Annotated in this window: 12 protein-coding genes; 5 read left to right on the top strand and 7 right to left on the bottom strand. The window is 73.5% G+C overall.

The features are described 5' to 3' along the window. Positions 1-57: 57 nt before the first annotated feature. Positions 58-2,283 (top strand): acetate--CoA ligase family protein, encoded by a 2,226-nt coding sequence (locus tag AB0C62_RS11195; protein WP_362971792.1) that lies wholly within the window; start codon positions 58-60, stop codon positions 2,281-2,283. 214 nt (positions 2,284-2,497) lie between these two features. Beyond that, the gene (locus AB0C62_RS11190; protein WP_362971876.1) at positions 2,498-3,277 is read left to right on the top strand and encodes an enoyl-CoA hydratase-related protein; all 780 of its coding nucleotides are present in this window, start codon (positions 2,498-2,500) and stop codon (positions 3,275-3,277) included. A gap of 109 nt (positions 3,278-3,386) precedes the next feature. Here the strand turns inward: AB0C62_RS11190 and AB0C62_RS11185 are convergent, their stop codons facing one another. Then, the gene (locus tag AB0C62_RS11185) at positions 3,387-4,355 is read right to left on the bottom strand and encodes a hypothetical protein (RefSeq protein ID WP_362971790.1); all 969 of its coding nucleotides are present in this window, start codon (positions 4,353-4,355) and stop codon (positions 3,387-3,389) included. A 158-nt stretch (positions 4,356-4,513) separates the two neighbouring features. Between AB0C62_RS11185 and AB0C62_RS11180 the strand changes: the two genes are divergently transcribed. Next, positions 4,514-5,125, top strand: coding sequence for a flavin reductase family protein (locus tag AB0C62_RS11180; protein WP_362971874.1), 612 nt, complete (start codon positions 4,514-4,516; stop codon positions 5,123-5,125). A 14-nt stretch (positions 5,126-5,139) separates the two neighbouring features. Here the strand turns inward: AB0C62_RS11180 and AB0C62_RS11175 are convergent, their stop codons facing one another. Beyond that, on the bottom strand, positions 5,140-6,474 hold the full coding sequence (locus AB0C62_RS11175; RefSeq protein ID WP_362971788.1) for an MFS transporter: 1,335 nt from the start codon (positions 6,472-6,474) through the stop codon (positions 5,140-5,142). Between the two features lie 71 nt (positions 6,475-6,545). On the opposite strand from AB0C62_RS11175, the gene AB0C62_RS11170 reads away from it, so the two are divergent. After that, entirely contained in the window at positions 6,546-7,595 is a 1,050-nt protein-coding gene (locus AB0C62_RS11170; RefSeq protein ID WP_362971786.1) for a helix-turn-helix domain-containing protein, read from the top strand. Between the two features lie 81 nt (positions 7,596-7,676). Here the strand turns inward: AB0C62_RS11170 and AB0C62_RS11165 are convergent, their stop codons facing one another. The 3 genes from AB0C62_RS11165 to AB0C62_RS11155 all read right to left on the bottom strand — a co-directional run bounded on the left by AB0C62_RS11165 (position 7,677) and on the right by AB0C62_RS11155 (position 10,989). Further along, on the bottom strand, positions 7,677-8,726 hold the full coding sequence (locus AB0C62_RS11165; RefSeq protein ID WP_362971784.1) for a Zn-dependent alcohol dehydrogenase: 1,050 nt from the start codon (positions 8,724-8,726) through the stop codon (positions 7,677-7,679). Positions 8,727-8,797: 71 nt separating this feature from the next. Further along, complete coding sequence (locus AB0C62_RS11160) at positions 8,798-10,033, bottom strand: acyl-CoA dehydrogenase family protein (protein WP_362971782.1); 1,236 nt, start codon at positions 10,031-10,033, stop codon at positions 8,798-8,800. Between the two features lie 44 nt (positions 10,034-10,077). Then, positions 10,078-10,989, bottom strand: a complete 912-nt coding sequence (locus tag AB0C62_RS11155) for an SDR family NAD(P)-dependent oxidoreductase (protein WP_362971780.1) — start codon at positions 10,987-10,989, stop codon at positions 10,078-10,080. Positions 10,990-11,085: 96 nt separating this feature from the next. On the opposite strand from AB0C62_RS11155, the gene AB0C62_RS11150 reads away from it, so the two are divergent. After that, on the top strand, positions 11,086-12,012 hold the full coding sequence (locus AB0C62_RS11150; RefSeq protein WP_362971778.1) for a cyclase family protein: 927 nt from the start codon (positions 11,086-11,088) through the stop codon (positions 12,010-12,012). Between the two features lie 430 nt (positions 12,013-12,442). Here AB0C62_RS11150 and AB0C62_RS11145 read toward each other — a convergent pair whose 3' ends face one another. Then, the gene (locus AB0C62_RS11145) at positions 12,443-12,904 is read right to left on the bottom strand and encodes an ATP-binding protein (RefSeq protein WP_362971776.1); all 462 of its coding nucleotides are present in this window, start codon (positions 12,902-12,904) and stop codon (positions 12,443-12,445) included. A gap of 479 nt (positions 12,905-13,383) precedes the next feature. Then, the gene (locus tag AB0C62_RS11140) at positions 13,384-14,286 is read right to left on the bottom strand and encodes an acyl-CoA dehydrogenase family protein (protein ID WP_362971774.1); all 903 of its coding nucleotides are present in this window, start codon (positions 14,284-14,286) and stop codon (positions 13,384-13,386) included.

The following is a 14,286-nucleotide window of genomic DNA, read 5'->3' as shown; positions in this document are numbered from 1 at the left end:
CGTAATCTGACAGTGCGTCAGTTATCAGTTGGCTGTCACACAGGAGCGGGCGGACCGATGCTTGGATCAACCCACGGCACCCTCACCACCGACTCCCGCCGGGCCCGGGTCATCGCCTGCGGCGAGCAACCGTCGCCGGTCGTGCACGGCCGGCCGGCCGAGGTCGACGACCTGGACGTCAGCGGGCGCCCGCTGTACGCCGACGCACCCGACCTGGACCGGTTCTTCCGGCCCGAGTCGGTGGCCGTGATCGGCGCCTCCGACACGGAGGGCCGGCCGAACACGGGGATCACCCGGCAGCTGATCGGCTGGGCCGAGCGGGTCGGCGCCCGGCTGCACCCCGTGCACCCCACCCGCGGGTCCGTCTTCGGCCTGCCCTGCCTCCCCTCCGTCGCGGACCTGCCCGAGCAGGTCGACCTGGCGGTACTGCTGGTGGCCGACCCCCTCCCGGTGATCGAGGAACTCGCCGAGGCGAAGGTACGGTTCGCGGTCGCCTTCGCCTCCGGGTTCGCCGAGACCGGGGACGAGGGCGCCGCCGCGCAGACCCGGCTCGCCGCCGCCGTGCGCCGCTCCGGGCTGCGGCTGCTCGGGCCGAACACCAACCTGAACGCCTTCGAGCACTTCCGCGACGACCTGGAGGGCCCCGCGGTCGCCCTGATCACCCAGTCCGGCCACCAGGGGCGCCCGGTGTTCGCGATGCAGCAGCTCGGCGTCCGTCTCTCGCACTGGGCGCCCACCGGCAACGAGGCCGACCTGGAGACCGCCGACTTCATCTCCTACTTCGCCGAACGGCCCGAGGTCGGTGCCATCGCCTGCTACGTCGAGGGCCTCAAGGACGGCCGTTCCTTTCTGCTCGCCGCCGACCGTGCCGCCCGGCGCAAGGTGCCCGTCGTCGCGGTCAAGGTCGGCCGCACCGAGACCGGCTCCCGCACCGCCGCCTCGCACACCGGCAAACTGACCGGCGCCGACGCGGTGGTGGACGCGGCGATGCGGCAGTACGGCGTGATCCGCGTCGACGGACTCGACGAACTCCAGGACACCGCCGCCCTGCTGGCCCGCGCCCGGGCTCCGCGGGCCGACGGGGTGGTGGTCTATTCGATCTCGGGCGGCACGGGCGCGCACTTCGCGGACCTGGCCAGCGCGGCGGGCCTCGACCTGCCCGTGCTGTCCGACGCCAAGCAGGCCGAACTGCACACGTGGATACCGGACTACCTGAACGTCGCGAACCCGGTCGACAACGGCGGCCACCCCGTCGGCGACTGGCGCGGCCGGAAGATCATCGACGCGCTCCTGGCCGACCCGGCCGTCGGCGTGCTGATCTGCCCCATCACTGGACCCTTCCCGCCGATGAGCGACAAGCTGGCGCAGGACCTGGTGGACGCGGCGGAGCAGACGGACAAGCTGGTGTGCGTGGTGTGGGGGTCGCCGGTCGGCACCGAGGACGCCTACCGCACGACGCTGCTCGGCTCGTCCCGGGTCGCGACCTTCCGCACCTTCGCCAACTGCATCACCGCCGTCCGCGCCCACCTGGACCACGCGCGGTTCACCGCCGCGTACCGCTCGCCCTTCGACGAGGCCCCGCGCACCCCCTCGCCGTCCTTCCGCAAGGCGCAGGCCCTGATGCGCCCGGGTCACCAGCTGAGCGAACACGCGGCCAAGCAGCTGCTGCGCGCGTACGGGATCCGGGTGCCGCGCGAGCAGTTGGTGACCAGCGCGGCGGCGGCGGTGCGCGCGGCGAGCCAGGTCGGCTACCCGGTGGTCATGAAGGCGTCCGGCGCGCAGCTCGCCCACAAGACCGAACTCGGCCTCGTGAAGATCGGGCTGACCTCCGCCAGCCAGGTGCGTGACACCTACCGCGAGCTGACCGACATCGCCCGCTACGAGGGGCTGCCGCTGGACGGTGTCCTCGTGTGCCAGATGGTCGAGCGGGGCGTCGAGATGGTCGTCGGGGTGACGCACGACCAGCTCTTCGGGCCGACCGTGACCGTCGGGCTCGGCGGGGTGCTCGTCGAGGTGCTGCGGGACGCCGCCGTACGCGTGCCGCCCTTCGGTGACGACCAGGCGCGGGCCATGCTGTCGGAGCTGCGCGGCCGGGCCCTGCTCGACGGGGTGCGCGGAGCCCCGCCGGCGGACGTGGACGCGCTGGTCGAGGTCGTCGTCCGGGTACAGCGGATGGCGCTCGAACTCGGCGACGAGATCTCCGAGCTGGACATCAACCCGCTGATGGTGCTGCCCCGCGGACAGGGGGCGGTGGCCCTGGACGCCCTGGTGGTGTGCCGCTGAACGCCACCGGAGCCCCGGCCGACCGCGTGAACACCCCCGTACGAAACGGAGCAGCCCCGTGACCGACTCCCGTACGCCCGAACCCCCCGCGTCCGACTCCCTCACGCCCGTCTCCCCCCGTGCGTCCGGCGCCGCGCCCCGTGTCTCCACGGAGTCCGCAGGCACCACCGAACCGGCCGATTCCCCCGAACCAGCCGAAAAGCCCCTCGACTCAGTGATACGGCACACCACTGACAACGCCGTCTCGTGGATCACCCTGGACCGGCCCGAGGCGATGAACGCGCTCACCTGGGACCAGCGGGAGCGGGTGATCGCGCTGCTCGCGGACGCGTCCGCCGACCCGGGGGTGCGGGCGGTGGTGATCACGGCGACCGGCCGCGGGTTCTGCGCGGGCGCCGACCTGCGGGGAGGTCCGCCGTCGGGGGCCCGGGTCGCCGGCGACGTCGCCCGGACCATCCGGCTGGGCGCGCAGCGGCTGATCGGCGCCGTCCTCGACTGCGAGAAGCCGGTGATCGCGGCGGTCAACGGCACGGCGGCCGGGATCGGCGCGCACCTCGCCTTCGCGTGCGACCTCGTCCTGGCGGCCGAACCGGCCCGGTTCATCGAGGTGTTCGTGCGCCGCGGCCTCGTACCGGACGGCGGCGGGGCCTACCTACTGCCGCGGCTGATCGGTCCGCAGCGGGCCAAGGAGCTGATGTTCTTCGGCGACGCGCTGAGCGCCACGGACGCGGAGCGGATCGGTCTGGTCAACAGGGTTCTACCGGCGCAGGAGTTGGAGAAGACCGCACGCGCGTGGGCCGAGCGGCTCGCCACCGGGCCGACCCGTGCCCTGGCGCTGACGAAGCAGCTCGTCAACTCCTCACTCGACACCGACCGCACCGCGGCCCTCGCCGCCGAGGCCGCGGCCCAGGAGATCAACATGACGACGGCGGACGCCACCGAGGGCGTCGCGAGCTTCGTGGAACGGCGGACCCCGCGCTACGAGGGCCGCTGACCGGACCCGCCCCGGCCGCGCGCACGCCGGTCCGGTCCCGCACAGTCCGGTCCCGTCAGTCCCGTCAGTCCCGTCAGTCCCGTCAGTCCCGTCAGTCCCGTCAGTCCCGTCAGTCCCGTCGCAGGATGCGCAGGTCGCCCGAGTCGGGGTCGCCGAAGAGGACGAAGAGTTCGGGGCGGGCGGCGGTGCCGCCGATCGTCCAGTACGTGTCGTGGCCGCAGTCGGCGACGCGGACGACGACTCCGTCCCGCTGTCGGGAGGTGCCCCCGTCGGCGTACGGGTCGTAGCGGCCCCCGGTGTCGAGGAACCAGCGGCCGGTACCGTCGCAGCGCGTGAACTCCCGCGTGGTGACGTCCTCGAACTCGGGTTGGGCGGGCACCCGGGTGAGCCGGGCCCGGCCGCCGGGACCCAGCCGCAGCACGGCCCCGTGGTCGCCGCGCCAGACACCGGCGAGCCGGTCGGCGCCGAGCTTCGGGGGCTCGTACTCCCGGATGAGTCCCGTGGCCAGGCCCACCGCGCCCGCACCGGCGATCAGGACGCACGCCCCGAGGGCCGCGAGCGCGGCGCGGAGCCAGACGCGTCGGCCGCTCGGCGGGCGTCCGGTGCGCCGCTCGCGTCGCCGCACGTGGGCGACGGCCAGGGAGGGCAGGACCCCGGACCCGGCGATCAGCAGCGCCGGGGCGCCGGTGGCGGAAAGGCCGCCGAGCGCGACGGCGAGCACGGCCCAGAACGCGCCGAGCGAGAGGGCGGACGCCACGTGCCAGCCGGCCTCGGGGACGGAGGTGCGGCGGGCCGCGAACCGGGCGGCGGAGGCCGCCGGCATCGTGACGGCCGCGGCGTGCAGGGTGCCCAGGGCGGCGAGGAGCGCGGGGCCGAACACCAGCACGCACAGCAGGCCGACGGCGGCGAGAGCGCCGCCGGACCCGACGCCGTGGTCGTCGTCGTCGAACGTGCCGACCCAGGACACGGCGGTGACGGCCGCGGCCTGCGCCGCGCAGACCGCCGCCGCGAGGTTCACCTCGGCGCCGTCCCATCGCGGCCGGGAACGCGCGGGCGCCCCGGACTCTGCCCACCCCATGGGGCGAAAGATACGGGGCGGCGGGTGCGCGGCCGACGGGTGGGCCTCGCCCGGACGTCACCCCGTCCGCGCCGACCGGGCCGGCCCCGCGGCACCCCGTCACCGCGGCTCCGCACCCCTTCCAATCTGACGCACCGTCAGCTTCAATGGCTGGTGTGATGGGACACGCAGGGATGGCCGCCGCCGCCGTCCGCTACCTCAGGTCGGCCGGGGCCCCCACCGTCGCGGGGCCCGTCGAGGCGCTGCCGCGCCCGGTTCTGCGCGCGGTCGGCGACGACGAACGCGCGCCCGTCGACCCGGCGGAGTTCCGACGGGTCCTCGGGCACTTCGCGACCGGTGTCACGGTGGTGACGGCACCGGCCTCCGGCGACGGGGACCCGGCGGGCTTCGCCTGCCAGTCCTTCGCGTCCCTCTCCCTCGACCCGCCGCTGATCTGCTTCATGGTCGGCCGTACGTCGACGACCTGGCCGCGCATCGCCCGCGCCGGGGTCTTCTGCGTGAACGTCCTCGGGGCGCACCAGGGGGACCTGTGCCGGGGCTTCGCGGTGAGCGGCGCCGACAAGTTCGCCGGGGTCGAGCACGACGCCGCCCCCGCCTCCGGCTCCCCGCGCCTCGCGGGCGCGGCGGCGTGGATCGACTGCACGGTCCACGCGGTGCACACCGGCGGGGACCATCTGATCGTGGTGGGCCGGGTGGACGCGCTCGGCACGGGCGGGGCCGGCGACGGCGTACCGCCCCTGCTGTTCCACAAGGGGCGGTTCCTGAGCTGACCCGAACCGCCCGGTCAGGCGGTCGCGGGCGCCACCCTCACCTTCCGCGCGGCGGCCGGGCGGTTGCGCCGGATCACCAGCGCCATCAGCGCCGCCACCGCGCACAGCGCGCCCGAGGCGTACCAGACCACGTCGTAGGAGCCGAAGCGGTCGCGGGCGACACCGCCGAGGAAGGCGACGAGAGCGGCGCCGACCTGGTGGGAGGCGAGGACCCAGCCGAAGACGATGGCGCTGTCCTCGCCGTACTGCTCGCGACACAGGGCCAGGGTGGGCGGGACGGTGGCGACCCAGTCGAGGCCGTAGAAGACGATGAAGAAGATCATCGGCGGGTGCACGCTCGGGGCGAGCAGCATCGGCAGGAAGAGCAACGAGACGCCGCGCAGGGCGTAGTACACGGCCAGCAGGCGGCGCGGCTCGAAGCGGTCGGTGAACCAGCCCGAGGCGATCGTGCCGACCACGTCGAAGACGCCGATGACCGCGAGGAGCGAGGCGGCGGCCGTGATGGGCATGCCGTGGTCGTGGGCGGCGGGCACGAAGTGCGTCTGGACGAGGCCGTTGGTCGAGGCGCCGCAGATCGCGAACGTGCCGGCGAGGAGCCAGAAGGGGCCGGTGCGGACGGCGGACGACAGCACGCCGATCGTGCGCCGGGCGGCTCCGCGCACCGGCTCGGGCTTCGGCACGAACTCCGTGGCGCCGTACGGCTTCTGGCCCACGTCGGCGGGGTGGTCGCGCAGCAGCAGCCAGACGAAGGGGACGACCGCGAGGGCGGCGAGGGCGACGGTGACCGCGGCCGGACGCCAGCTGTGCTCGGTGACGATCCAGGACAGCACCGGCAGGAAGATCAGCTGGCCGGAGGCCGAGGCCGCCGTGAGGATGCCCGTCACCAGGCCCTTGCGCTCGGTGAACCAGCGGTTGGTGACGGTCGCGGCGAAGGCGAGCGCCATCGAGCCGGAGCCGAGGCCCACCAGCAGGCCCCAGCAGAGCAGCAGTTGCCAGGCCGCCGTCATCCACACGGTGAGGCCGGAGCCGACGGCGATCACGGTCAGCGCGACGGCGACGACGCGGCGGATGCCGAAGCGGTCCATCAGGGCCGCGGCGAACGGCGCGGTGAGCCCGTAGAGCGCGAGGTTGATGGAGACGGCGAGTCCGATGGTGCCGCGCGACCACTGGAACTCGGCGTGCAGCGGGTCGATCAGCAGTCCCGGCAGCGACCGGAAGGCCGCCGCTCCGATGATCGTCACGAAGGTGACGGCGGCGACGAACCACGCGCGGTGGATGCGGTGCTCGGCGGCAGGGCGGACGGGCCGGGCGTCCTCCGCGACGGGTGCGGCTTCGCTTGTCTCTGTCACGTCCTCGAGCTTCGGGCAACGGAACGGGCCGGACCACTGGCCCGAAGGACAGCATTCGCTAGGATCGGGCCATGGCCCCTTCGGGAACGTTCCGCCCGCACCGTGTCGTCGTCCTCGCCCTCGACGGCCTGCTCCCCTTCGAGCTGGGCATCCCCCAGCGCATCTTCGGCAAGGCGCGGGACAGTGCCGGGACGTCGCTGTACGAGGTGGTCACCTGCTCGGCCCGGCCGCCGGGCCCGGTCACCACGGACGCCGACTTCGAGGTGCTGGTCGCCCACGGACCCGAGGCGCTCGCCACCGCCGACACGGTGGTCGTCCCGGCGTCGCACGAACTCGGCCCCGTCGAGCGGTACGGCGTCCTGACCCCCGAGCTGGCCGCCGCCCTCACCCACCTCCGCCCCGGCACCCGGCTGGTCTCCATCTGCACCGGCGGCTACGTGCTGGGCGCGGCCGGCCTTCTCGACGGCCGCCCGGCCACCACGCACTGGATGCACGCCGAGCACTTCCAGCGGCTCTTCCCGAAGATCCGCGTGGACGCGGACGTGCTGTTCATCGACGACGGGGACGTGCTGACCTCGGCCGGGGTCGCCGCCGGGATCGACCTGTGCCTGCACATCGTGCGCCGCGACCACGGCGCGGCCGTCGCCAACGACGTGGCCCGCCGCACCGTCGTCCCGCCGCACCGGGACGGCGGCCAGGCGCAGTTCGTCCAGCGGCCCGTCCCGGAGGCGCAGTCGGCCGGCACGACGACCGCGCGCGCCTGGGCGCTCGGCCGTCTCCACGAGCCGATCCAGCTCCGCGACATGGCCGAGCAGGAGTCCATGTCGGTGCGCACCTTCACCCGGCGGTTCCGCGAGGAGGTCGGCGTGAGCCCCGGACAGTGGCTGACCCGGCAGCGCGTCGAACACGCCCGGCACCTGCTGGAGTCAAGCGGTCTGTCCATCGACCAGGTGGCCCGCGACGCCGGGTTCGGCACGACCCAGTCGATGCGCCAGCACCTCCAGGCCACCCTCGGTGTCACCCCCACCGCCTACCGGCGCACGTTCCGGTCGGGCGCCGGGGTCGGGAGCGGGGACGGGGACGGGGACGGGGAGAGCGCCGCCGCGGCGGCCCGGGTGTGAGGCACGACCCGCGGCCGGGCGGGCGGCCCTGCGTCGCGCCCGCGCGGGTCCGAGGTCCGGACGCCCCCGGCGGGGCGCCGGTCAGAACGTGAGCACCGCCCGCGCCACCTTTCCGGCGTGCGCGTCCTCGGCGGCCCGCTCGAAGTCCTCGACCGGGTACGTCGCGGTGACCAGCTCGTCGAGCAACAGGTGTCCCGCGCGGTACAGGTCGGCGTACAGGGCGATGTCGCGCTGCGGGCGGGACGAGCCGTAGCGGCAGCCCAGGATGGACTTGTCCAGGTACATGGAGGAGACGAGGAAGGACGCCTCGGCGGTCGCCGGGGGCACTCCAAGGAGGACGGCCTGGCCGTGCCGGTCGAGCAGGTCGATCGCCTGCCGGATCAGCTCGACGCGTCCGACGCACTCGAAGGCGTGCTGGGCGCCGGTGGGCAGGATGTCCTTCACCCCGTCGGTGGAGGTCAGGAAGTCGGTGGCACCGAACCGGCGGGCCACCGCCTCCTTCTCCGGGTTGGAGTCGACGGCGACGATCCGCAGGGCGCCCGCGATCCGCGCGCCCTGGATGACGTTGAGGCCGATACCGCCGGTGCCGATGACGAGGACGGTGTCGCCGCGGTCGACCCGTGCCCGGTTGAGCACGGCCCCGACCCCGGTGAGGACCCCGCAGCCGATGAGCGCGGCCGACGTGAGCGGGATGCCCTCGGGAATCCGGACCGCCTGCACCGCCTTCACCACCGTCCGTTCGGCGAAGGAGGAGTTGGCGGCGAACTGGTACAGCGGCTGCCCGGCCCGGCTGAACGGCCGCTGCGGCATGCCGATCGCCTTGCGGCACATCGTGGGCCTGCCCCGGTCGCACTCGGCGCAGGCCCCGCAGTTGGCGAGCGTGGACAGCGCCACGTGGTCGCCGGGCCCGACATGGGTGACGCCCGCGCCGACGGCCTCCACCACGCCCGCGCCCTCGTGGCCGAGGACCACGGGGACGGGGAAGGGGATGGTGCCGTCCACCACGGACAGGTCGCTGTGACAGAGTCCCGCCGCGGAGACCGCCACCCGCACCTCCCCGGGCCCCGGGTCCCGCAGCTCCAGGTCGTCCACGACCTCGGTCCGCTTCCCGTCGAAGATCACGCCTCGCATCGCGCCAGCTCCCCTCTTCCCGGGCCGTCCCCGGGCTGTGCCGTTCCTGGGCCGTGCCGGGCACGCGGTGGCTAGCCCCTGGGTTCCTTCGGCAGGCCGAGCGCGCGCTCGGCGATGATCGTGCGCTGGATCTCGTCCGAGCCGCCGTAGATCGTGTCGGCCCGGCTGAACAGGAACAGGTGCTGCGCCGCGTCCAGTTCGTACGGTGCTTCCGGCGACCAGTCCGAGGGACCGACCGCCGCGCCCGGCCCCCGTACCCGCACGGCCAGTTCACCGAGCCGGCGGTGCCAGCCGGCCCACAGGAGCTTCGCCGCGCTGGGTGCCGCCCCGTCCGCCGGCTCACCCGAACCGCCAAGCGTACGCAGGGCGTTCCAGCGCATGGTGCGCAACTCGGACCACAGGCGCACGAGCTGGTCGCGTACGACGGGGTCCGTGGCGGCGCCGGTCGCGACGGCGGTCCGCAGGACGCTCCCCAACTCCTCGGCGAAGCCGATCTGCTGGGCGAGGGTGGAGACCCCGCGCTCGAATCCGAGCAGGCTCATGGCGACGCGCCAGCCGTTGCCGGCCCCGCCCACCACGTGCTCGGCGCGGGCGACGGCACCGTCGAAGAACACCTCGTTGAACTCGCTGGTGCCGGTCATCTGGCGGATCGGCCGGACCTCGACGCGGCCCGGCTGGTCCATGGGCAGGAGGAGGAAGGACAGGCCGTGGTGGCGGGTGGAGGCCTGTTCGGTCCGGGCGAGCACGAAGCACCAGTCGGCCTCGTGGGCGAGCGAGGTCCAGATCTTCTGCCCCGTGACGCGGTACACGCCCGAGGGCGCCCCCGTCTCCCGCACGGCGGACGGCGGCGCGGAGTCCGTGCCGGCGGCCGGAGACACGGAGCCGGCCTCGTCATCCGTTCCCCGCACGGCGGTTGTCCGGATCCCCGCCAGGTCGGAGCCCGCGCCGGGCTCGCTGTAGCCCTGGCACCACAGCTCCCGGCCCTGGGCGACCGGGGGCAGGAAGCGGCGCTTCTGTTCCGGTGTCCCGTGCGCCAGGAGGGTGGGGGCGAGGAGGTTCTCACCGATGTGTCCGGACCGCGGGGGTGCCTTCGAGCGGGCGTACTCCTCGGCCCACACGACCTGCCGGGTGAGACCGGCGCGCCGGTTCCCGTACCCGTCCTCCGCCCAGCCGAGCCCGATCCAGCCGGCCCGCCCGAGCTCCCGCTCCCACTCGCGGCGCCCCGGTGCCCCGGTCAGGTGCTCCGCGAGCCAGGCCCGCGTCTCGCGGCGGAACTCCTCGTCCTCGGGGCCGAATGCGAAATCCACGCGCTCTCCTCCCACCGGGCCGCGGCTGGTGTCCGCGGGCTCCCTCACGCGTTGGGTCGGCCCTTGTCGGCCGCCGCGCGCGCCATCGCCTCCACCTGTTCCAGCAGCGGCATCGGATCGACGCCGACGGTGCCGGGGAGGAAGTCGGCGATCCGCTCCGGGGTCCAGGCGCCCTCGGCGTATCCGGCGCGCAGTTCGCGGGGCTGGGCCCAGACGGCGATCTTGGGTCCGGCGATCGTGTAGACCTGCCCGGTGATGCGTTCCGCGCGGGCCCGCTCCGACAGCAGGTAGACCACGAGCGCGGCCACGTCCTCCGGCTCGCCGATCTCCTTCAGCTCCATGGGCACGTTCGCCGACATCCGCGTACGGGCCACCGGTGCGACCGCGTTGGCGGTGACCCCGTACTTGTGCAGCCCGAGGGCCGCGCTGCGCACCAGCGAGATGATGCCGCCCTTGGCCGCGCTGTAGTTGGCCTGGGCGACCGACCCCTGGTGGTTGCCGCTGGTGAACCCGATGAGCGTGCCGGACCCCTGTGTGCGCATCACCGCCGAGGCGGCCCGGAACAGGGTAAAGGTGCCTTTGAGGTGGGTGGCGACGACCGGGTCCCATTCCTGCTCCGACATGTTGAAGAGCATGCGTTCACGCAGGATGCCGGCCACGCAGACCACTCCGTCGATCCGCCCGTACGCGGCCAGCGCGGTGTCGACGACCCGTTGTCCGCCCGCCATCGTCGAGATGTCGTCGGCGACCGCGACCGCTTCGCCGCCCGCTGCCTCGATCTCCTTGACGACGGTTTCGGCGACCGAACTCGTGGGCTCCGCGCCCTCGACGGACACCCCGTAGTCGTTGACGACGACGCGTGCCCCCTCGCCGGCCGCGGCGAGGGCGACCGCCCGGCCTATCCCCCGCCCCGCGCCCGTGACGGCGACGACCTTGCCCGCCAAGAAGTTCCCCACGCCCGGCCCCTTCCCGCAGTTTCTGACGGTCCGTTAGATTTAACTCGGATTCTACGACCCGTCGGATACCTGGAGACAAGCCCCCGGGGAGCACTCATGTCACTGCCTGCCGAGTTCCACGAGATCGCCAAGCGCGTGAACAACTGGGGGCGCTGGGGGGCCGACGACGAGATCGGGACACTGAACCTGATCACCGACGAGGTGGTGCGCCGGGCGGCGGCGACCGTGCGCAGCGGACGCCGCGTGCCGCTCGCGCTGCCGCTCCAACAGGACGGCGTGCAGACCGGGATGATCCCGGGCCGGGTCAATCCGCTGCACGCGATGGTGCAGATCAACCAGGAGATCTTCGGGCACGGCACGGTGGCGTGCAGCGACGACGCGGTGACCATGGGCCTGCAGGCGGGCACCCACTGGGACGCGCTGACCCACGTGTCGCACTCGGGCAAGCTCTACAACGGCCGCCCGGCCGGGACGGTCACCCCGCACGGCGGCGCCGAGTTCAGCGGGATCGACAAGCCGCGGCACGTCGTCTCGCGCGGCGTCCTGCTCGACGTGGCGCGGGCGCGCGGCGTGGACCGGCTGCCCGGCGGACACGCGGTCACCCCGGAAGACCTGCAGGCCGCCGAGGAGTTGGCGGGCACGCGGGTGCGGGCGGGCGACATCGCGCTCGTACGGACCGGGCAGATCCAGGTGTATCTCGCGGGTGACAAGCACGGGTACGGGTATCCCTCGCCGGGCCTGTCGGTGCGCACCCCGGAGTGGTTCCACGCGCGCGACGTGGCGGCGGTCGCCAACGACACGCTCACCTTCGAGATCTTTCCGCCCGAGATCGAGGACCTCTGGCTGCCCGTGCACGCGCTCGACCTGGTGGAGATGGGGATGCTGCAGGGCCAGAACTGGAATCTCGAAGAGTTGTCCACAGCCTGTGGACAAGAAAAGCGGTACGCCTTCCTGCTGTCGGCGATGCCGGAACCCTTCGTGGGCGGCACCGGCACCCCGGTGGCCCCGGTGGCCCTTCTGTAGACGGCACCGCTCACCCCTCCCCCGGCACCCGATTCCGGCACGAGGTCCGGCTGGCGGCGCGCTTCCCCCACTCTCGACTGCGCCCGTCCGCGGGGTCCCCACCCCGCTCCGGGCACGGCACGCGCGCCGCCATCCGCCTCCGGCGTACTCGCCCCGCTCCTCAGCCCCTTGAGAAGCCGACGCCGAATCGCGACCCGCACTCGCCGAGGACCCCCGTCACCGGAGCCCTCGCCGTCCCCTCGCGGCGAATCGCTGAACACAAGCGTGATCAAACGGACACGTCACGTCAACACCGGATCGACGATTTACCCCGTACATCCCTTATGAGCCAGCGCGCACGGAAGCACGGCCCGGCGCATTCGGCCGCCGCCGTGGCCGTGTACAGCGCTTTCGTGCATACATGCACGAAAGCGCGGGCGGGCAGGGCGAACTAGACCGCCTCGTACGCGAAGTCCTCGTAGGCCGGGTACGCGGATCCGGACGGGGCACCCGAGACACAGCGGTCCACCTCGCACCAGATGCGCTTGCCGGCGCCCTCGGGATTCCAGCCCCAGCGGTCCGCGAGGCCGTCGACGAGTTCCAGGCCGCGGCCGTTCGTCTCGTCGCCGTCGGCGTGCCGGGGGATCGGCGGCCGGGCGCAGGAGTCGGCGACCTCCAGGCGAACCGTGGCGGCCTCACCACCGCCCGGCAGGCACAGCCGCAGCACGGCCGGACAGCCGGTGTGCACCACGGCGTTGGTGACGAGCTCGGAGACGAGCAGGATCAGCGTCTCGGCGAGCGGCTCGTCGGCCTCTATCCCGGAACCCGCGAGCCGAGAACGGGCCCACCGTCGGGCCCGCCCCACCTCTGCGGGGTCGGGCCGGATCTCCAGCTGCACTTGAAGCACCTGCACCGCTCACACCATCCGAACCGGCGGACACATCGCCTCGCGCCTCACAAGGGCCACGATCGTAGCCATTTTCTGCATGGCCAGAACAAGGATCACGGAACGTGATTCCCTTGCGAGACAGCATGGTTGACGTACAGTCACCCCAACAAGCGCTTCGGGCATATTCCAGCGCGAAGGAGTACGCGTGCGGCATACTGTGCGACGCTCGCCACGGGGAGTCGAACAAGCAGGTACGGGGATTCGTCCTGCCTCGCGAGCGGCGCGCATCGCCGTCTCCGGCGCCGCCTCTGGGGCAACACCGGGCCGGCTCAGCCTCGGAACCACTCGCATCCCACACAAGGTACCGGAGCACGCCGCCGACTCCGGGCCGTGACGAGTCACGCGTAGGACACAACCCGATATCGACGCTCCGTGATTCCGGTGTGCCACGTTCCGCGACATCCCTCCGCGTCGTTTTCCCGGCGCCGCAGGACAGCGGCCCGTCAGACCGGTCCGGCGACCAGATCGTCCGCGAGTGTTTCCTCACTCTGTGTGCCCCCGCCCGCACGGTGGGTCCGGATCCATGCCCTCTTCAGGTGCAGATGGATGTCGGACTCCCAGGTGAAGCCCATGCCGCCGTGCACCTGGAGGCAGTCGCGGGCGCCGCGCACGGCGGCCTCGTCGGCGAGCAGCCGGGCGGCCGCGACGTCGGTGGGGTCGGCGGTGACGGCGGCGGCGTAGACGGCGGCGCGCGCCAGCTCGACCCGGACCAGCATCCCCGCGCAGAGATGCTGGACCGCCTGGAAGGACCCGATCGGCCGACCGAACTGTTCCCGGGTCCGGGCGTGTTGCACGGCCGTCTCGCAGGTCCGGGCGGCGCTGCCGAGTTGTTCGGCGGCGGTGAGCAGGGAGACGAGGAGGGTGTCCGCGAGGGGCCGGTCCGGGGAGGCGGGCAGCCGGTGCAGGGGGGTCAGCGGGTCCAGCGCGGCCAGGGGTTCGGCACCGGCGGTGTCCCCGCGGACGACGTCGGCCTCGTCCAGCCATTCGACGAGGCCGGGGCCGGCGGCCGTGACGACGGCCTCCCCGGTGGCCGCCCCGGGCACGACGCCCGCGGCGAGGTGGGTGGCGATCAGGGGGCCGGGCAGCAGGACGCGGCCCGCCTCCTCGAAGACCAGCACGGCCTCCGGGAGCCCCTGTCCGACGCCGCCGGCCGCCTCGGGCAGGCACAGGGCGAAGAACCCCGCCGTCCCGAGTTCGCGCCACAGCGCCCGGTCGAGGACGTCCTCGCCCGCCGTCTCGGCGCGGTCGGCCGCCGCGCGCAGCGCGTCCCGCCCGAACCGGCCCTCCAGGAGTTCCCGTACGCCCTGTCGCAAGGCCTTCTGGTCCGGGCCGAGTTGGAAGTCCAT

The sequence above is a fragment of the Streptomyces sp. NPDC048643 genome, assembly GCF_040650615.1.
Taxonomy (GTDB): Bacteria; Actinomycetota; Actinomycetes; order Streptomycetales; family Streptomycetaceae; genus Streptomyces.
The sequence above is the reverse complement of the archived record's forward strand: the minus strand, read 5'-3'. Positions and strand labels throughout refer to the sequence as shown.